Consider the following 19,971-nt stretch of genomic DNA (forward strand, 5'->3'; position numbering starts at 1 on the left):
AAAATACGTTTATTTTCCGAACAAGCCGCCCAAAAGACCGCCGATACCACCTTGCTTTCCGCCAAGTGCCATGCCTGCGATATCATCTAATACACTACCGTCTCCATCCGAATCCAGGAACGATTCGATCAACGACTGTTGTTTTTGACCCCCATCGTCGCCACCCAACATACCACCGAGCAAACTGCCCAGTCCGTTAGAATCGGATATATTCTGTTGTCTGGTCTGCTTTCCGAGATATCCCATAATCAGGGGAGCCGCCACTTGCAATACAGTAGCCACTGTACCTGCGTCCATTCCCGATCTTTTACTAAGCGCATTTTCTACCTGTGGTTGTTTTCCTCCCAGTACGTGACCCAATATTCCCGCGCCGTCTTGCTTCACGGATTGATCGACACCGCCTCCGAAAAGTCCACCTAAATTATCGAGAATACCTCCGTCGTGTTTGTTCGAAAGGGCGCTCATTAAACCTTGCGCTCCTTGGGGTGTGGCTGCATTTTTTCGCATCGCACCCATTAATACCGGTAGTGCCATACTCAGCACGCTTCCTGCCTGATCGGTCGATTTCCCTGTTTCCTGGGCTACCCCGCTTATCAGTTGCTTGCCCATTGGGCTATTCAATAAATCCAATATTCCTGCCATTATATTATAGTGTTAAATGATTAGATACGTAATGTACGAAAAAGAATCAACTCGATACCCAAGGTCGACTTTTCTTTACCGTATGGAGCCTTCTACCATAAAATAGCACTATGTGCGGCCGTGTCAGAGGATTTTGGGACGATTGTCTACCCGAGCAGGGCAATGATTTGCGTAGCCAGTTCGGTCCCTATTCGATCTTGTGCTTCCAAGGTAGCAGCGCCAATGTGTGGCGTCAACGAAATTTTCGGATGCATTAGAATTTTGATTTCAGGTTTTGGTTCGGACTCGAATACATCTAACCCGGCGAACGCGACTTTACCGCTTTCCAAGGCATCGACCAAGGCCACTTCGTCAATAACACCGCCACGAGCGGCGTTAACAATACCTACTCCCGGTTTCATCACTTTTAATTCGGGCTTGCCGATGACGTATTCTTTTTGCGCAGGAACGTGAAGGGTGATGAAATCGGCCTCCTGTAAAAGAAGGTCCTTATCCAAAGATTCGAAATCAAAGGTAGTTTTCCGACCATCAAAGAATTGCAGGTCTATCGAAGCCTTTTCTAAAAACGGATCAAAATAAATGACTTTCATCCCAACGCCCAGGGCGATTTTCGCAGTGGCACGACCGATTCTTCCAAAGCCTATAACACCTATAGTCTTACCTCGAAGTTCGGAACCGGCGGCATACGATTTCTTCAGTTGTTTAAAATTACTATCACCTTCCAGGGGCATGTTCCGATTGGCATCATAAAGGTACCGCACACCTCCAAAAAGGTGGGCAAAGACCAATTCGGCAACAGATTCAGAGGACGCCGCAGGAGTGTTGATGACATGAAGGCCTTTTTGTTTTGCATAATCTACGTCAATATTGTCCATACCTACACCACCGCGTCCGATCAATCGTAGTGTAGGGCATTGGTCGATCAATTCTTTGCGTACTTTGGTCGCACTGCGCACCAACAGTCCGACGATTTCGTTGTCGTTGATAAACTTGACAAGCTGCTCTTGGGCAACATGCGTCGTGTTCACCTCAAAACCGGCTTTTTTCAAAGCGGAAATGCCACTTGCCGCTATACCGTCGTTTGCTAAAATTGTCATTGCATTAGGGAATATTAATTCGTATTCGTAGCGTCCTGGCTACCCTTTTCGTTCCATTTCGCTCATGACATCCACCAAAACACCAACACTATCCAAAGAAAGTGCATTGTACATAGATGCTCGGTATCCTCCGACGGAGCGGTGACCGTTTAACCCGTTTATTCCTGCTTCTTTGAGCAATTCGTCAAAGGTTTCCTTTAGATCCTCATCGGTAAGGTTAAAGGTGGCGTTCATGTTCGAACGATCTTCTTTTTGCGCATAGCCATCGAAAACCGGATTTAAATCGATTTCCGAATAGAGCAATTGTGCCTTCTTCTCGTTGATTTTTTCGATTTCTGGAATACCTCCTAGATTTTTCAGCCATTCCATCGTCAGCATGGATACATAGACCGAAAAAACAGCGGGGGTATTGAACATGCTATCTTTTGAAATGTGTACTTTATAATCGAGCATAGAAGGAATCTGTCTGGAAACCTTCCCAAGAATCGCCTCTTTGACCACCACCAGGGTTGTTCCTGCAGGACCCATGTTTTTCTGGGCGCCGGCGTAAATCAAATCAAATTGTGAAAAATCGAGTTGTCGCGAAAAGATATCGGAGCTCATATCGCACACAAGCGAGGTGTTCGCTTTTGGGAATTTTTTGATCTGTGTTCCGAAAATCGTATTGTTGGAAGTCAAGTGTAGGTAATCCAATCCGTCGGGAACGATATAGCCCTTGGGAATGTAATTGAAGTTTTCGTCTTTTGAGGAGCCTACTTCTACGATTTCCCCGAACAATTTAGCCTCTTTGATGGCTTTATCACTCCAAGTACCGGTATTTAGATAGCCCGCCTTCTTTTCGAGTAGGTTATAAGCAACCATTAAAAACTCCAAGCTGGCACCGCCATGAAGAAATAAGGCTTTATAGCCCTGATCTTCAAGACCGAGAAGTTCTAGGGCCAGTGCTTGCGCTTTTTCCATAACAGCAACGAAATCTTTACTACGATGCGAAATCTCGACCAGGGACAAGCCTAGTCCATTGAAATCTAAAATAGCTTCGGATGCTTTCTGAAGTACTTCTTGGGGTAAAATGCAAGGTCCTGCACTAAAATTATGCTTTTTCATTTGTGTGGCGTTAGTGAACCGGCGATATGCCAGATCCGGAAATTTCAATAAGGTGTCAAAGGTCATAAAAATCCTGCGAAAGATGGTCACTCAAATTATATAATTCCGTTATATTTTCAACAGGAAATCAACAGTGTCGACACCATCTGCGTAATCGGATAGCGAAGGGGTCTGTGTCGTTCCGAATTCGATTTCATCGGGGAGGAATCCGTTTGAAACAATACATTGCAATAGGTCCGCATCGTTTTCGAGCCTGGTTTTAAGGGTTTGTGGGTCTGAATACCGCTCGTAAAAAAGGGAGGCAATCGGGGAGGAATAGCTCTCGTCTTCTTTCAGAATCAGAAATCCGTTGTCTAAAATCTTGAATTCGGACATCAGATAAACGGCCTTGTTGTAGTCGTAATTGTTGGAATATTTAAGCTGTTCGATTATGGGATGGAATTTGTACAGTGCCTTAAAAAGAACATCAAAATCGTAATCTTCCGGTACGAAAATCTTGGCTACGCTTCTGCAGCCCAGGCCATAATATCTAAAGATGTCTTCTCCCAAGGCTCGTAGTTGGCCTTCGCTTTCATTTCCCCTAAGCACCGCTATCGAATTCCTGTTTTTGCGGATGATATGCGGACCCTTACCAAAATAGTATTCAAAATAGCGAGCGGTGTTATTGCTACCGGTAGCGATAACCGCATCAAAGCCTTCCATCTTTGTTTCGGTTATCGAAATCCGTTCTTGTAATGATGGTTCAAATGAAATTAGATAATCCATTATAAATCTGAACAGTACATTGTCATTTGAAGAAAGCTTAATGAGTGCCGTGTGGCCAGTCAACATAATTGACAAAAAATCATGAAACCCCACCAGTGGTATATTCCCGGCCATAATCAAAGCAACGGTCTTGGCCGATTTTTCAGTACTGTTTTTCGGGTATTCGGTAAGCCATGCGGAAAGCTTTTCCTCGGTCAGTACCGCGCCCCAACTTTTGAATGCGAACAAAACATTTTCCGGATCGAACCAACCATTTTTGTGTTTTGCAAGAGCTATCGCGGCATTTGCTTTGTCATTCCATTCCGTTTCCGTGGAATCGTCATTGCAGAATGCCCTTAAAAAACCGCCAAGTTTTAGGAATGCGTTAAATGTTTTGTTATGGTCGCTCATATATTTGTCCAAAATTGTATTCCGCTTTACCTTTGCGCAAAAATAGGGATACTGAATTGATTTTTGATACGTTAGGAATATGGATGCAATTCGAACTAATGAGAACAACTAGCTGTCCCCTAGCAAAAGTAATTTAGTTAAATCGAACATGCGAAGGAAGCTGTTCCATGCCAGAACAGACCCCGAAACAGGTTAAGTACAAGGAAAATTATGGCGATTATTATAACAGACGAATGTATCAATTGCGGCGCTTGCGAGCCCGAATGTCCCAATACTGCGATATACGAAGGAGCCGATGAATGGCGCTATAGCGATGGCACATCCTTGAAGGGAGAGGTAGTATTGCCTGATGGCAAAGCTGTTAACGCCGATGAGGTTCAAGAACCGATCAGTGACGAGATCTATTATATTTCCCCCGATAAATGTACGGAGTGTATGGGTTTTCATGAAGAGCCACAATGTGCCGCCGTATGCCCTGTAGACTGTTGTGTGCCTGATGAGGATCGGGTAGAGAGCGAAGAGACGCTCTTGGGAAAACAGGCGTTTATGCATCCGGAGGGTTAGGTCATTTAGAGTGCTCTTCCGATTCTATGGAATATCGTACGAAATCCTGGATTTCAATATTACCCATAGGACATACCATTAAATTTAAGAACCTTGATATTCTTTCGTTCAGGGTGATATTATCTGTATTTGACACCAACCATAAATTTTTCTTAATGCCGCTTCGGTATTGTATAATTTTAGTTTGTTTATTCCGTTAGTGACCAAGGTGTTGTGGCTAAATTGAAAATATGTTTCAAGCAGTTCCGTCACCCTGTAGTATCTAAAGTAGTGGAATGAAAAAAATTGGCAATTTTATATTTTATCTTCTCGTATCGTTAATAGTAATTATTGCTTGTACCAAAGAAATTGGTTTTGTTACCGAAGTGGAATTTGACTTGGTGAATCAATATCAAGACGAAGGTTTCATAAACCAAGGTCTTCAGACAACTTTCACTATTTTGCCGGAAGCAGAAGTGGAGGAAGCCAGCTATAGTTTTATTTATAAGATTTTACAAGGACAAGGGTATTTCGAAAATAGTGGAATTCGTATTGCTCCTGAAGAGACGATGCCATTTTCTTCCCTTACCGCATCTTTGACTTTTGTGGGAACTAGAGTGGGCAAACATATAATCGAGTTTACCGTAATCGATAATTATGGTTTCGAAAAGAAATCAGATCTTGTTTACAATGTGAATGATGTACCCGTGCAATGGGTTGCGAGTAGTGCATACTCCCAAATCCAGTTAAACAAGGAGGCGTCAATTGCACTTTCTCTAAGCGGCTCCGATATAAATAATAATGTTACCTATACGGCGTACTATACGTTGAATGGTTTTGATGGAACTTTTGGTCCCGAAGAGGTTGGGGGTTTTACATTAACGGATGGCTACGATGCCATTTCGATAGGATCTTATAGGTTCACTTTTGTACCTAATGAAATCGGGTCCGCAGTGATTACTTTCTTTTTAAGGGATGTGAACGGACAGGAAGTCCAGACGGAAGTTGAGTTTGAAGTGGTACAAGATATAAGTGTTTCCAATATAGTAGTATCGCAAGAGAATCCAGATGCAAATGGAGCAATTAGACAGTTGATTGCAACCGTATTACCGGAAAATGCATCCGATTCCAGTGTAAACTGGATTTCAGATAATCCAACTATCGCTTCGGTCGATGAAAATGGATTGCTCACAGGTCTTACCGCTGGTACGGTCATAATAACCGCTACCTCCGTTTCTAATCCAGATGTCAGCGGAAGTATACAAATAACCATAGCGGGTATTAGCCCGGAAGACGGAACAGATATTACAGCTTTTGCCTTGCCGGACCAAATTAGCGCCAATATCGATTATGTATCCCATACAATAACGGTAAATGTAGCCAATGGGGCTGCATTGAATGTAGTACCTTCAATTTTTAACGTATCCCCGGGAGCTTCGACGTTCCCTATGGCGGAGCAAGAAAGAAATTTTAATTCAACCGTTCAATATACCATTACCGCTGCGAATGGAAATCAACAAGTATGGACAATAAATTCTGTAGTAGTCGAAAGCGATTTGAAAAGCATTGACAGCTTTATCATTAATGGAGTTATTGGTGCGATTTCTGGAACCAATATCGAACTTACACTTCCTTCCGGTACCGACCTTACAGTACTTTCCCCTATAATCGGTTATACGGGGGCTTCGATAAACCCGAATTCAGGAGCGGCTCAGGACTTTAGTGGTCCGGTGCAATATACTGTTACCGCTACGGACGGTTCTCAATTGCAGTACACTGTAAGTGTAAACGTATCGGCAAGTTCCGAGAAGAGCATCGATAGTTTTGCCATTAATGGGGTTGCAGGCATGTTCTCCGGGACGAATATTAATCTGACATTGCCCTCTGGTACGGACCTAACGACGCTATTACCCATAATCGGCTTTACGGGAATTTCGGTGAGTCCGAATTCAGGAGCGACTCAGGACTTCAGTGGTCCGGTGCAATATACCGTTACCGCTGCGGACGGTTCTCAATTGCAGTACACTGTAAGTGTAAACGTATTGGCAAGTTCCGAGAAGAGCATCGATAGTTTTACCATTAATGGGGTTGCAGGCATGTTCTCCGGGACGAATATCAATCTGACATTGCCCTCAGGTACGGACCTAACGACGCTATTACCCATAATCGGCTTTACGGGAATTTCGGTGAGTCCGAATTCAGGAGCGACTCAGGACTTCAGTGGTCCGGTGCAATATACCGTTACCGCTGCGGACGGTTCTCAATTGCAGTACACTGTTAGCGTAAACGTATCGGCAAGTTCCGAGAAGAGCATCGATAGTTTTACCATTAATGGGGTTGCAGGCATGTTCTCTGGGACGAATATCAATCTGACATTGCCCTCTGGTACGGACCTAACGACGCTATCACCTATAATCGGCTTTACGGGAATTTCGGTGAGTCCGAATTCCGGGGCTGCACAGAATTTTACCAGTCAAGTGCTGTATACGGTTACGGCGGAAGATGCGTCTGTTATTCAGTATGCCGTCAACGTGTCTTTAGCTCCAAGTTCTGAAAAGACAATAGATAACTTTGCAATTAATGGTTTTGATGCTTTCATAAATGGGACGGTAATATCATTGACCCTTCCTTCAGGAACAGAATTAACTAGTCTTTCTCCTGCTATTGACTATTCTGGAGCGAGCATAAGTCCGGAAACAGGAGTGGCAAGAAATTTTAGCGGCCCGGTTGACTATATTGTTACTGCCGAGGATAATACGCAGGTTATCTATACAGTAAATGTGACATTATCTGCAAGTTCCGTAAAAAGCATAGATGACTTCATTATAGATGGGGTGTCGGGTACTATATCGGGAACAACGATTACCTTAACGCTTCCGGCAGGCACAGATGTTACCTCATTAGTACCGACAATTGTATATTCGGGAAATTTACTGACTCCTGCCTCTGGAATAGCTAGAAATTTTACGAATGAGGTAAATTATACGGTAGAAGCAGAGGATGGTTCCCAAATAGAATATTCAGTAGAGATTTTGGTTGCTTTGGATACGACTAGACCCGAAATTTCTTTAATAGGACCTCCAGTAATTATAGTAGATAGAGGTGATACTTATAATGATGAAGGAGCCACTGCGTTCGATAATGTAGATGGTGATATTACCGCCAACATAGTTACTGTAAATAATGTGAATACAGATGTGGCAGGGAACTACACAGTAACCTATGACGTTGTGGATAACGCAGGAAACTCTGCTGTCACGGTAACAAGAGAGGTGACGGTTGAGTTCGTCATTGTTTCTTGTTTCGTTGAAGGAACAAAAATCAGCATGTCAGATGGCTCTAAGAAGAATATTGAAGATGTTGATGTCGGTGATCGTGTGCTTACCTACAATACGGTTACTCATAGGCTCGAAGAAGGAACGGTTGAAGAATTAGTGACACCCATCCACTTAAATTTTGTAGAATTATATTTCGAGAATGGTGTCATGAACACAAACACTTTGGATCATCCCTATTATGTTAATAATAAAGGATGGAGTTCAATGGCACCTCAGGAGACGAAATCCAAATATGGTTTAGAGGTAAAGCAATTAGAGGAAGATGATGTTGTAATTTTCTACGATGATATTGGTCTTACTGAAACAAGACTTGTAAAATCGATTTTGAAGTCTAAAGAACAAAAGACCTATAATCTATATCGCGTAAGCACAAATCATAATTTCTTTGCCAATGGTATTTTAGTCCATAATAAATACAATGGTACTCCAAATTGACATTTTATAATCCATTCATCAAGAACTTATTTTCGATGAAATGCATAGTGGAATTTTCCAGGGTTAATTGTGTTTCAACAGCGAAATAATCTATATAGGTTATTCGCGAATTGGATTTTCGTCCGTCCTAAGCAAATTAATTTATTATCTAGTCTATAAAAAAAGCTGTCTAAAGATAGACAGCTTTTTCATTGACTAATAAAAAAATAAACCTAAACTATTCCTTAAAACTTATAATTCAACGACAAGTTGAACATCGTACCCAATTGGCTAAAGTGATAGCCATCGTAGGTCATTTGCGAATACCGTTGGTTGAACGTAATCAAGTTCGATTGGTTTTGTGTCTGAGCGGCATCCGCTAAGATTGCGTCGCCTGCTGCATTTTCGGACTTAAACTCCCATTCCGGTAAAACGTTCAACAAATTGTTGATGTTCAACGCAATGGTAAACTTGTCGGTTGCATTATAATTAACACCTAAATCGGTAACGATTTTTGGAATAAATTCGGTACGCAGGTTAAAAATACCATTGTCATCGGTGCTTAGACCCTGCTGGAAGAAGGTTGTCTTCCCGAAATACGTATTGTTTAATGAGAAACCAAATTTGTTGATGTCGTAGTTGGCACCTAAAATCCATTTGGTAACAGGTCTTGAAGTAAAGAATAACGCTTCCTGTGTCTGATTTACAACAGATTGACCCGCCTGCTCTACCAAATCGGGATTGTTGACCGCTCCATCCCTTTCATTCTGAATGGTGTAGTTTCCAGAGAGGTTAAAATCCAAATTACCTGCACCCAAGCTTATGTCCCTATAGCTCAACACAACATCAATACCCGATGTTTTGGTATCGATTGCGTTAGCAAAGAAACTTACATCAGAAAGATTGTTATCCCTTAAAATATCATCGAGTGGGGTGGTTCCGATATTATTGCCATCATCGTCAAACGCAGTTCCGGTAATCTCAGTACTTAGTACTACACGATCTTTTACGGCAATGTTATAGTAATCCAAGGTATAACTGAACTTTGAGATTTTTCCACCAAAGCCAACGGTAAAGTTATTTGAGGTTTCGGCGTCCAATTGCGGAATACCCAAAAGTTTGGCTTGCGTAGAAACATTATTGATCAACCCACCTACTTGAATACCTTGTCCAGGTATAAAGCTATACTGCGCTTTTTGGGTGAAAATTTGGTGTAGGGTAGGTGCCCTGAAACCAGAAGAAACAGAACCTCTTAAGGTGAACGCATCGCTCACTTTGTAACGTGAGCTGAACTTGTAGACAAAGGCGTTTCCAAAATCGGAATAGTTTTCGGTACGTACCGTTCCGCTTAATAGAAAGGCATCGGTTACATCATAATCCAAACTTAAGTACCCACCGATGTTATATCGGTTGAATTTACCGGAGTTTTGGGGTGAGGCACCAGCAAAGGAATCCGCACCACCACCATCATAGGAAGCCAATTCCCCTTCGATGACTTCAAAGGTCTCGGTTCTAAACTCAGCTCCAAGACCGATACTGACCTTGTCGGATAGTATTCTCGAAATATCCAAGTTGCCCACATTATGGGTAAATTTTGTTCCTCCTGGATCAAATGATTGTTGGCTATTCGCCCGGTATAATTCCGCGCCCTGAGTAATTTCTATACCTTCTCCCGGATCAACGACAGTATCACCGTTGGCGTCGTATTCCGTGGTGTCGACCTGACCGTCGCCATCTAAATCAACCCAAGTAGAGGGTGAATAAACTAAATTTCGATTGTGCGTTTGATTCACCTTATAGGTTTGTAAGTTTCCACCAGTGGTAAAACTTGCATCGATATTCCAATCATTTATTGTGGATTTAAAACCAACTGTACCGTTATAATCACTCAACAGCCCCTCGAAAGTTGGTACATATCCATCGTAACCATTAGGAGTGTTGGGATTGTTCCCAGGGAAAAAGTCAGCTAAATATGGAAATCCACCTTCCTCGAAAGAATCTGCCGTTCTCCAATACGGGGTTCTGTAGTTGGCAAAACTGTTTACCGATTTGTACACATAAGCAGCGTTTGCATAAAGCTCCGTGTTCTCACTTAAATCGTAACCAAAATTCACATTAAATTTGGCAGCAGCGGTTTCCGGAGAACCATTAATATTGTTCGCGTCGGGGTTTCTGCTTAAAAACTCCTCTACATCGGCAATATCAGCCTCAAAATCGGCCGCTTCACCTGCGGCATTTACGGTGCCAGGCCTGTTGGCCAGATTCACTTTGGATAAATCAATTGTATAATTGATAAAGCCTTTATCATCGCCTATTGAACTTCCATTGTTTACGGCAACACCGAACATTTCACCATCTCCTTCCGAAGTGATACCCGTGCGTATGGTAGCGAAGCCGTCATTTGGCGAATCTTTAAGGACAATGTTCATTACACCTGCAATGGCATCGGAACCATATTGTGCGGATGCCCCATCACGTAGTATTTCAACTCTTTTGATGGCATCCGTTGGGATGGCCGAGATGTCCGCGCCCGTCTCACCGCGACCGGGAGAGGTCTGCGTGTACAACAACGCACTTAGGTTTTTCCTTTTTCCGTTGATCAGAATCAAGGTTCTACTCGGACCCATGTTACGGATTTCGTATGGATCTAATAATGAAGTCGCATCATTTACGGGAGTATTTACCGTATTAAACGACGGAATTCTATACTGTAAGGCTTTGTCAAAAGTTACTTGTCCCGTTGAGGTCAATTCTTTTACCCCCACAACATCTACAGGTAATGGCGTATCGGTACTGCTACGAGGAGCGGTACGCGAACCTACTACGATAAACTCATCTAACTGTACACCTTCGGAAAGACTTACACTAATAGTAGAGCGTCCTGCCACTTTTTCCTCGGTCGTTCCAAAACCAATGTAGCTGAATACCAAGGTGGCATCGTCGCCTACTGTAATGGAATAATTGCCATCAAAATCGGTGGTGGTTCCGTTCGAGGTGCCTTTTTCGACAATGTTCACACCTGCCAGGGCCACTCCGGAAGCATCGGTAACCGTACCGCTAACCGTATTCTGCAATTCGCTAATCGGTTTCACCTTGGACATTCCTAAAGTATTGAACGAAGGAAGTCTATCGACCTTAAGTTTTTTTGATTTTTTGGAGTAAACAACATAGTATTTATTGCCCAAATACTCAAAGTCGAACTTTGTCTTTCGCTCAAGTTTGGTGATAATGCTATTCAATTTCGAATAGTTGTATTCCGCAGGGTCTAAAATGGTATTTGAAACCAAATTGGAGTCATAGGTGAAGAATACTTCGTGTTTTTCGCTTATTTCGGATAAAAATTCCGATAGGCTTACTTTGTCTTCGATAGGACCATTCGCCCTTACGTTCGCGACTCCCAAGAGGAGTGCAATCGCAAAGAACGCTTTGATCAATTGATTTCGTTTCATAGTGTTCAGAGTTAAATTAGTTTTCGTTTTTAATGATAAATAGTTTTTTGTCTTTCACGACAATTCGCGTTCCAGTCGATTTTTCTATTGCTGACAAACAAATCTTAAGGTTTTGGTTGGGGATACCCCCGGTTATTGTTTTTAGTTCCAAATCTTTATCCACAAATTCAGAGGAAAGTCCGTAGGTGTAGTTCACGTACTTCATAACCTCCTTTAAATTAGTATTGTTGAAAATATAGGTGCCTTCGCGCCAAAGGGAGTATTTCAGGTCGTTGTTCACTTTTTCATGAACGACATCGTTATTCTCTTTGGAAAACGATACGATTTCTCCTGGAGCCATCTTTCTTACGGCACCGTTCTTTAGTAAGAGGTGTATTGATCCCTCATCCAACAATACGTTGGTTTTTTTCTCTCTTGTATTTACGTGAAATTGGGTGCCATAAACTTCTACGCGGAGGTCGTTGGTATTGACCCAGAATTTGGCATTGGTCGAGGGTATAGGCTTTACTTTAAAGTAGGCTTCGCCTTTTAAGGTAATATCCCTAGAATTCTTTTTATCGTACTTGATTTCGGAATTTCCGTTTAAGGTTACCGTCGTGCCATCTGAAAGTTTCAATTCTATTATTTCCCCAAAACCTGTTTTATGAACGACCTCGGTATTTGAGTCAGGAATAGAAAACAGGCCAAAAAGAACCAAGGATATGGCTGCAGCCGCCAAAAACAGGTGCTTTTTACCGTTATTTCGAGCTTTTGGATGAATTTTTACGGTTTTCGAACCGTCTATCTTTTGCAATACGTTTTCAAGTGCGGTGGTTACTTTGCCGTCATCGATATCACTTTTTTTAAAGGGTACCCCGATGATTATCGCCTTCGCAGTTTCAACGGTTTCTATTTCCTGGGGATTTTCCGAAATCCATCTATTCCAAAATAAAATATCGTTTTTATTGCTTTTGTTCACCCAGTTTTTGAACGAAGAATCGTTTAAAAGGCTTTTTAACAGTGTGGGATTGCGGTATTTCATGCTAAAGTTGACACGGTCTATTAAAGACCTTCACCTATAAGAGACATCAACTTTAATTTTATACCCTATATTTTTGAAGAAAAATTACTATTTATTCAAAACCTCCATGATTGTGGCGTTTTCTAGGCGGTCACGAAGTTTTGAAAAGGCTTTTTGGAGCGTGTTCAGCACGCTTTGATAGGAGATTTGCATGACTTCGGTAATTTCCGATGTTTTCAAATCACTGTAGTACTTTAGATAGATTACTTCGCGTTCTCTTGGAGAAAGTTCGTTCAATACTGTTTTTAAGATACCGGCTCTTTCTTTCGTCAACTCTTTTTCGGCCCGAATGTCTTCCTCTGAAAAGGTAAAGATTGTTGTGTTCTCTTGAATGGTTTCAAAAACACGACTTTTTTTCAGGGTCTTGATCAAGGCTCTTCGAAAGGATACAAAAAGATAGGATTTAACGCATTTGATGTTTCCCAATGATTGCCGATGTTCGTAGAGATAAACGAAAAAGTCCTGAATGCAATCTTCGGTCATTGCAGGATCGTTGGAAATCCGGAGACCGTAATTGTGAAGTTGCTGATAGTAATTCTTGAACAGGGCTGAAAAAGCGTTCAAATCACCGCCAACAAAGAACTGCCATAAGTTCTTATCTGCGTTTACATTCATAGGTTTTCGCAATGGAGCGTTGCTCAAAGATAGTCATATTTCATAATTAAGTGTTAAAATTTTGTAATATCGATGTATTTTCGGGTTAATGTTAGTGCTAAAAAGTGGTGACTCTCGTGTTTTTATTGCGAAATTTCGAATGTGTCAAAAAAGAATTCATTAACACAAATGTGATTCTTTTGATTTGTTGATGAATACTATAACTATCTTATCTTATGCAATCGAAACAGGAGTATGACGGATTTTGGAAAAAACTAGGCTGTTTTTTATCGGTAATCTTTCTATTGGTTTTTCTTGTCCTATTTCTTTATATCGTCTATTTTATTTTCTTTGATGACAAGGAGTGGTTCAATATCGATTGAACATACGCTGGTACTGTATTTCAGATTCCCTACTTCAATTTGAGGACTTAATCTTACGCCAATATTTTTTTTAAAAGACAATCCGATAAGAACTTCATTTCTTCCTACTATCTTTGCAGCCGATTTAAAAGTCTCGCAGTTGTTGTCAGACATCAAAAGTCCATTAAAATGAAAGCAGGTATCGTCGGATTGCCCAATGTTGGTAAATCAACCCTTTTCAATTGCCTTTCCAACGCGAAGGCGCAGAGTGCCAACTTTCCCTTTTGTACCATTGAGCCAAATATCGGTGTAGTTAACGTACCGGATTCCAGATTGCAGAAGTTGGAGAGCCTCGTAAGCCCGGAACGCGTACTGCCTGCTACCGTCGAAATCGTCGATATTGCCGGTTTGGTCAAAGGGGCGAGTAAAGGTGAAGGGCTAGGGAATCAGTTCTTAGGGAATATTCGCGAAACGGATGCCATTTTGCATGTGTTACGCTGCTTCGATAATGATAATATTGTGCATGTTGACGGTTCCGTCAATCCGATAAGGGATAAGGAGACCATTGATATGGAATTGCAGTTGAAAGACCTAGAAACGGTCGATAAAAAGCTTGACAAGGTAAAACGCGCCGCCAAGACCGGAAACAAAGAGGCTCAAAAAGAAGAAGCTGTACTCATGGCCATCAAGAACGGACTGGAAGCCGGTACTTCGGTAAGGGCCATCGAAATCGCCAAGGAGGATAGAAAGGAATTCGTGAACCCCTTACAATTTATAACCGACAAACCGGTCATGTACGTATGCAACGTCGATGAAGATGCTGCGTTAACGGGTAATGCTTATGTTGATGAAGTAAAGGCGGCTGTTGCGAACGAAAATGCAGAGGTCGTTGTTTTAGCGGTAGGTACCGAGGCCGATATTACCGAGTTGGAGACCTATGAAGAACGACAGATGTTTTTGGAGGACTTGGGGTTGACGGAACCTGGTTCCGCTGTTTTGATCCGTGGGGCCTACAAACTTCTGAATCTAGAGACCTATTTTACCGCCGGTGTCAAAGAAGTCCGCGCGTGGACGATTCCCGTCGGTGCTACCGCACCACAAGCTGCGGGTGTAATCCATACCGATTTTGAGAAGGGATTTATTCGGGCCGAGGTCATCGCCTATGATGATTACGTGAGCTACGGTAGCGAGGCGAAGGTGAAAGAGGCCGGTAAAATGCGCGTTGAAGGAAAGGATTATATCGTAAAAGATGGTGATGTGATGCACTTTCGATTCAATGTTTAAAATGATCCATGCTTTAGTACCCTAGAGCCTCGTTCCAAAATTTTCTTCCGATTTTTCGATTCGAAAATTGTTTACTTTCTTATTAAAGGGCTTTTGCTATCAACAAAAGCGCCATTTTCTTTGTTAATTACTTTAAGCCCTAGGGGTTTCATTTTTTTAAGGGTCGTGGTATCTTTAAAGCCTGTATAGAATTTTAATCTTAAATTCTAAACATTACTTTCGATAAAATTCCGCCATGTCCGAAAAAAGCCAATACACAGAAGATAACATCCGCTCGCTCGATTGGAAGGAGCATATTCGTTTGCGCCCTGGTATGTATATTGGTAAATTGGGTGACGGATCTTCCGCAGATGATGGAATCTATATTCTCCTAAAGGAAACCATCGACAACTGTATCGATGAGTTCGTCATGGGGGCGGGAAAGACCATCGAGATATCGATTCAAGGGGAGCGGGTCATCGTGCGTGACTATGGACGTGGCATTCCGCTCGGTAAGGTAGTTGATGTGGTATCTAAAATGAATACCGGCGGAAAATACGATAGCCGCGCCTTTAAAAAGTCCGTTGGTTTGAACGGGGTAGGTACCAAGGCCGTAAATGCACTTTCAAGTTTTTTCAGGGTAGAATCCACCCGAGACGGCAAGTCCAAATCCGCCGAGTTCTCCTTGGGCAATCTAGAGGATGAAGAGCTGCTCAATGAAACAACAAGGCGCCGTGGTACAAAGATTACGTTCGTACCCGATGAGGCCATTTTCAAAAAGTATAAATTCCGTAATGAGTATGTAGAACGCATGCTCAAAAATTACGTGTATCTGAACCCAGGGTTGACGATCGTTTTTAATGGAGAGAAATTTCATTCGGAAAACGGGCTCAAGGATTTGCTTGAGGATAACAACAATGTAGAGGATATGTTGTACCCTGTTATCCATTTAAGAGGCGATGATATCGAAGTTGCGATTACGCATAGCAAGACCCAGTATAGCGAGGAATACCACTCCTTCGTGAACGGGCAGCATACAACTCAAGGGGGGACGCACCAAGCGGCTTTCAGGGAGGCCTTGGTGAAGACCGTTCGTGATTTTTACGGGAAAAATTACGATGCGTCCGATATACGGAAATCCGTGATCTCGGCGATTGCGATAAAAGTTATGGAGCCGGTTTTCGAAAGCCAAACAAAGACCAAATTGGGTTCTACCGATATGGGGGGCAAGTTTCCGACCGTTCGCACCTACATCAACGATTTTATCGGCAAATATCTAGACAATTACCTGCACAAGAACCCGGAGACAGCCGATAAGCTGCAACGAAAAATTATGATGGCCGAGAAGGAGCGCAAAGAACTTTCCGGCATTCGCAAATTGGCAAGGGACCGTGCGAAGAAATCGAATCTTCACAATAAGAAGCTTCGAGACTGCAGGGTGCATTTGGGCGATATGAAAAAAGATAATCGGCTAGATAGTACCTTATTCATTACCGAGGGTGATTCCGCCTCGGGATCCATCACCAAATCCCGCGATGTAAACACACAAGCCGTGTTCAGTTTAAGGGGGAAGCCCCTCAACTCTTATGGCATGTCTAAAAAAATCGTTTACGAGAACGAAGAGTTCAATCTATTACAGGCGGCGCTCAACATAGAGGAGTCGATGGAGGATTTACGGTATAATAATGTCGTCATCGCCACGGATGCGGATGTGGATGGCATGCACATCCGATTGCTATTGATTACTTTCTTCCTCCAGTTCTTCCCGGAACTCATAAAAGAAGGGCATTTGTATATCCTGCAGACCCCTTTGTTCCGTGTTCGCAATAAAAAGGAAACGATTTACTGCTACAGTGAGGAAGAACGTGCAAATGCCATTGCGAAGTTATCCGGTAAACCTGAAATTACCCGATTTAAAGGGTTAGGCGAAATATCACCGGACGAATTTCAACATTTCATTGGCGACGATATCCGCTTGGAGCCCGTGATGTTGGATAAAGCGATGTCCATCGAGCAATTGTTAAGTTTTTACATGGGTAAAAACACCCCCGACCGTCAAAAATTCATTATTGAAAATCTTAAGGTAGAAGTAGACTTAGTAGAAGAAAACCAAATATAAACCAGCCTGCCCTTTCCGCTTGGTAGGCCAAGCTAATATGATTTTTTCCGAATGGAAGAAAATGACGATTTAAATTTACCCCCCGATCAGGAGGGCTTGCCGGACGGCAAAGAAGGAGAAGAGAAAAATCAGGATATTCCTGAAGATGGCGACGGGAAATCCGACTCAGAAGTCGAACGTTCAGATGCCGACGAGCCCCAAGATGATGCCCTGACCAGGGTTACGGGCATGTACAAGGATTGGTTTTTGGATTATGCCTCCTATGTTATACTCGAGCGTGCGGTTCCGGCCATCGAAGATGGTTTCAAGCCCGTACAGCGTCGTATCATGCATTCCTTAAAGGATTTAGATGATGGTCGTTACAACAAAGTAGCGAACGTAGTGGGCCACACTATGCAATACCACCCTCATGGCGACGCCAGTATTGCGGATGCTATGGTGCAGATCGGTCAAAAAGATCTCTTGATCGATACCCAAGGAAACTGGGGCAACATCCTTACAGGCGATCGAGCGGCCGCATCACGTTATATAGAAGCAAGGCTCTCTAAATTCGCGCTCGAAGTGGTTTTTAGTCCGAAGATTACCGAATGGCAACTATCATACGATGGCCGTAAAAAGGAACCGGTCAATCTGCCCGTGAAATTTCCGTTATTATTGGCCCAAGGTGCGGAGGGCATCGCGGTGGGACTTTCGACCAAAGTACTCCCGCATAACTTTATCGAGTTAATCGATGCGTCCATCAAACATTTGAAGGGGCAACGTTTCAAACTATTTCCTGACTTTCCAACAGGCGGTATTATCGATGTGAGTAATTACAATGATGGTTTGCGTGGGGGTAAAATAAGGGTCCGCGCGAAAATCGCCCAACAAACCAAAAACACGCTTGTTATTAGCGAAATCCCGTACGGGACCAATACTTCTTCTTTAATCGATTCGATATTGAAAGCGAACGATAAAGGCAAAATCAAGGTAAAAAAGATAGAGGACAATACGGCCGCCGATGTCGAGATTCTGATTCATCTGCCTCCTGGGATATCGCCGGATAAGACCATCGATGCCCTGTACGCCTTTACGGCCTGCGAATCGTCGATATCGCCGTTGGCTTGCATTATAGAGGACAACAAGCCGCTGTTCATCGGGGTTTCCGAAATGTTGAAACGGTCTACGGATGCTACGGTCGACCTCTTGAAAAGGGAGCTCGAAATCCAACTTTCCGAATTGGAGGAACAATGGCATTTTGCCTCTTTGGAGCGCATCTTTATCGAAAACCGTATCTATCGGGATATCGAGGAAGAAGAAACCTGGGAAGGGGTCATCAAAGCCATTGATAAGGGGTTAAAACCGCACGTAAAACACTTGAAACGAGCAGTCACCGAAGAGGATATCGTCCGTTTGACGGAAATCAGAATCAAGCGTATCTCGAAGTTCGACCTGGACAAGGCCCAGCAGAATTTAGACAATCTTGAAGCAAAGATTGCCGAGGTCAAACACCATCTGGCAAATCTTATCGAATTTGCCATTGACTATTTTAAAAGCCTTAAGGAAAAATACGGTAAGGGTCGCGAGCGGCTTTCTGAGATGCGATTGTTCGACGACATCGAAGCCTCCAAGGTAATTATCCGAAACACCAAGCTGTATGTAAACCGAGAAGAAGGTTTTGTTGGCACCTCTTTGCGACGGGATGAATATGTAACCGATTGCAGTGATATCGATGACATCATTGTCTTTACCAAGGAAGGAACCATGATGGTGACCAAGGTAGACAGTAAAACCTTTGTTGGAAAGAACATCCTTCATGTCGCAGTCTTCAAGAAGAAAGACAAGCGTACCATCTATAATTTAATTTACAAAGATGGTAAAGGGGGCGCTACTTACGTCAAGCGTTTTGCCGTGACCAGTATCACTAGGGACAAGGCCTATAACTTAGGTACCGGAAAGCCAGGCACGGACGTGCTTTATTTCTCCGCCAATCCGAATGGGGAGGCCGAAGTGGTGACCGTGAACCTCCGCCACGTAGGAAGCATTAAGAAATTGAAATGGGATTTAGATTTTGCCGACGTCCTTATCAAGGGAAGAGCCTCTAAGGGAAATATCGTCACCAAATACAGCGTTAAGCGCATCGAACTGAAAGAGAAAGGATTATCCACCTTAAAACCACGAAAACTCTGGTTCGACGATGCCGTTCAGCGTTTGAATATCGATGAGCGTGGCGAATTTCTAGGGGAATTTACCAGTGATGACCGGTTGCTGATCGTCAATCAAGGCGGCGTTGTGAAAACGGTAATTCCCGAAGTGACCATGCGTTTCGAGGAAGAAATGATCGTATTGGAAAAATGGGTGCCGAACAAGCCTTTGACGGCGATTTATTGGGAAGGTGAAAAAGAGCTTTTCTATATAAAAAGATTTTTGATCGACAATCCCGATAAAGAAGAGAACATACTTACCGACCACCCTAAGTCGTACTTGGAACGAATTTTCACGGACTACAAACCCAGGGTAGAGGTGGTATTTGCTAAAAAACGGGGGCAGGATAGACAGGAGAATTGGGTACTTGATTTAGAGGATTTCATAGCGGTAAAGGGGATAACTGCGATGGGCAACCAAATGACCAAGGACAAGGTTTTGGAAATTTCGGGCCTTTCACCATTACCATACGAAGTGCCGGAAGAAGCGGCACCTGAAGAGATGGAAGTTGTCGATGAGGAGAATATTTCCGATTCGGATAGGCCAGATTCCTCTGAAAAGAAGAAGTCGCCCCCAACAAAAAATGACGAAGATGGCGAAGATGTGGCTCCGGGTGAGGACGGCCAAATACCTTTATTTTAGGCACT

Annotated in this window: 13 protein-coding genes; 6 read left to right on the forward strand and 7 right to left on the reverse strand. The window is 42.9% G+C overall.

The window, feature by feature from the left end; translation table 11 throughout:
* Window positions 1–9: 9 nt before the first annotated feature.
* The 4 genes from FGM00_RS06570 to FGM00_RS06585 all read right to left on the reverse strand — a co-directional run bounded on the left by FGM00_RS06570 (window position 10) and on the right by FGM00_RS06585 (window position 3,998).
* Entirely contained in the window at window positions 10–642 is a 633-nt protein-coding gene (locus tag FGM00_RS06570; RefSeq protein WP_138852129.1) for a DUF937 domain-containing protein, read from the reverse strand.
* A 146-nt stretch (window positions 643–788) separates the two neighbouring features.
* Window positions 789–1,739, reverse strand: coding sequence for a D-2-hydroxyacid dehydrogenase (locus FGM00_RS06575; RefSeq protein WP_138852130.1), 951 nt, complete (start codon window positions 1,737–1,739; stop codon window positions 789–791).
* Window positions 1,740–1,778: 39 nt separating this feature from the next.
* The gene (gene serC, locus FGM00_RS06580) at window positions 1,779–2,843 is read right to left on the reverse strand and encodes a 3-phosphoserine/phosphohydroxythreonine transaminase (RefSeq protein WP_138852131.1); all 1,065 of its coding nucleotides are present in this window, start codon (window positions 2,841–2,843) and stop codon (window positions 1,779–1,781) included.
* Between the two features lie 108 nt (window positions 2,844–2,951).
* The gene (locus FGM00_RS06585; protein ID WP_138852132.1) at window positions 2,952–3,998 is read right to left on the reverse strand and encodes an acyl-CoA reductase; all 1,047 of its coding nucleotides are present in this window, start codon (window positions 3,996–3,998) and stop codon (window positions 2,952–2,954) included.
* Between the two features lie 210 nt (window positions 3,999–4,208).
* Between FGM00_RS06585 and FGM00_RS06590 the strand changes: the two genes are divergently transcribed.
* Window positions 4,209–4,562 carry a 4Fe-4S dicluster domain-containing protein gene (locus tag FGM00_RS06590; RefSeq protein WP_138852133.1) on the forward strand — a complete coding sequence of 118 codons (354 nt, stop codon included), beginning with the start codon at window positions 4,209–4,211 and terminating at the stop codon, window positions 4,560–4,562.
* A 275-nt stretch (window positions 4,563–4,837) separates the two neighbouring features.
* The gene (locus FGM00_RS06595) at window positions 4,838–8,314 is read left to right on the forward strand and encodes an immunoglobulin-like domain-containing protein (RefSeq protein WP_138852134.1); all 3,477 of its coding nucleotides are present in this window, start codon (window positions 4,838–4,840) and stop codon (window positions 8,312–8,314) included.
* A 224-nt stretch (window positions 8,315–8,538) separates the two neighbouring features.
* Here FGM00_RS06595 and FGM00_RS06600 read toward each other — a convergent pair whose 3' ends face one another.
* The 3 genes from FGM00_RS06600 to FGM00_RS06610 all read right to left on the reverse strand — a co-directional run bounded on the left by FGM00_RS06600 (window position 8,539) and on the right by FGM00_RS06610 (window position 13,417).
* Window positions 8,539–11,394 carry a TonB-dependent receptor gene (locus FGM00_RS06600; RefSeq protein ID WP_138854648.1) on the reverse strand — a complete coding sequence of 952 codons (2,856 nt, stop codon included), beginning with the start codon at window positions 11,392–11,394 and terminating at the stop codon, window positions 8,539–8,541.
* 364 nt (window positions 11,395–11,758) lie between these two features.
* Window positions 11,759–12,763 carry a FecR family protein gene (locus FGM00_RS06605; protein WP_138852135.1) on the reverse strand — a complete coding sequence of 335 codons (1,005 nt, stop codon included), beginning with the start codon at window positions 12,761–12,763 and terminating at the stop codon, window positions 11,759–11,761.
* A gap of 87 nt (window positions 12,764–12,850) precedes the next feature.
* On the reverse strand, window positions 12,851–13,417 hold the full coding sequence (locus FGM00_RS06610; RefSeq protein ID WP_138852136.1) for an RNA polymerase sigma factor: 567 nt from the start codon (window positions 13,415–13,417) through the stop codon (window positions 12,851–12,853).
* A gap of 215 nt (window positions 13,418–13,632) precedes the next feature.
* Here FGM00_RS06610 and FGM00_RS19775 point away from each other — a divergent pair, with 215 nt between their 5' ends.
* The 4 genes from FGM00_RS19775 to FGM00_RS06625 all read left to right on the forward strand — a co-directional run bounded on the left by FGM00_RS19775 (window position 13,633) and on the right by FGM00_RS06625 (window position 19,966).
* Window positions 13,633–13,779 (forward strand): hypothetical protein, encoded by a 147-nt coding sequence (locus FGM00_RS19775; protein WP_175416195.1) that lies wholly within the window; start codon window positions 13,633–13,635, stop codon window positions 13,777–13,779.
* A 168-nt stretch (window positions 13,780–13,947) separates the two neighbouring features.
* On the forward strand, window positions 13,948–15,042 hold the full coding sequence (ychF, locus tag FGM00_RS06615) for a redox-regulated ATPase YchF (protein ID WP_138852137.1): 1,095 nt from the start codon (window positions 13,948–13,950) through the stop codon (window positions 15,040–15,042).
* A gap of 235 nt (window positions 15,043–15,277) precedes the next feature.
* A complete protein-coding gene (locus FGM00_RS06620; RefSeq protein WP_138852138.1) occupies window positions 15,278–17,140 on the forward strand; it encodes a DNA topoisomerase IV subunit B in 1,863 nt (620 codons plus the stop codon).
* A gap of 51 nt (window positions 17,141–17,191) precedes the next feature.
* Window positions 17,192–19,966, forward strand: a complete 2,775-nt coding sequence (locus tag FGM00_RS06625; protein WP_138852139.1) for a DNA gyrase/topoisomerase IV subunit A — start codon at window positions 17,192–17,194, stop codon at window positions 19,964–19,966.
* Window positions 19,967–19,971 lie beyond the last annotated feature (5 nt).

The organism is Aggregatimonas sangjinii (assembly GCF_005943945.1).
GTDB lineage: Bacteria > Bacteroidota > Bacteroidia > Flavobacteriales > Flavobacteriaceae > Pelagihabitans > Pelagihabitans sangjinii.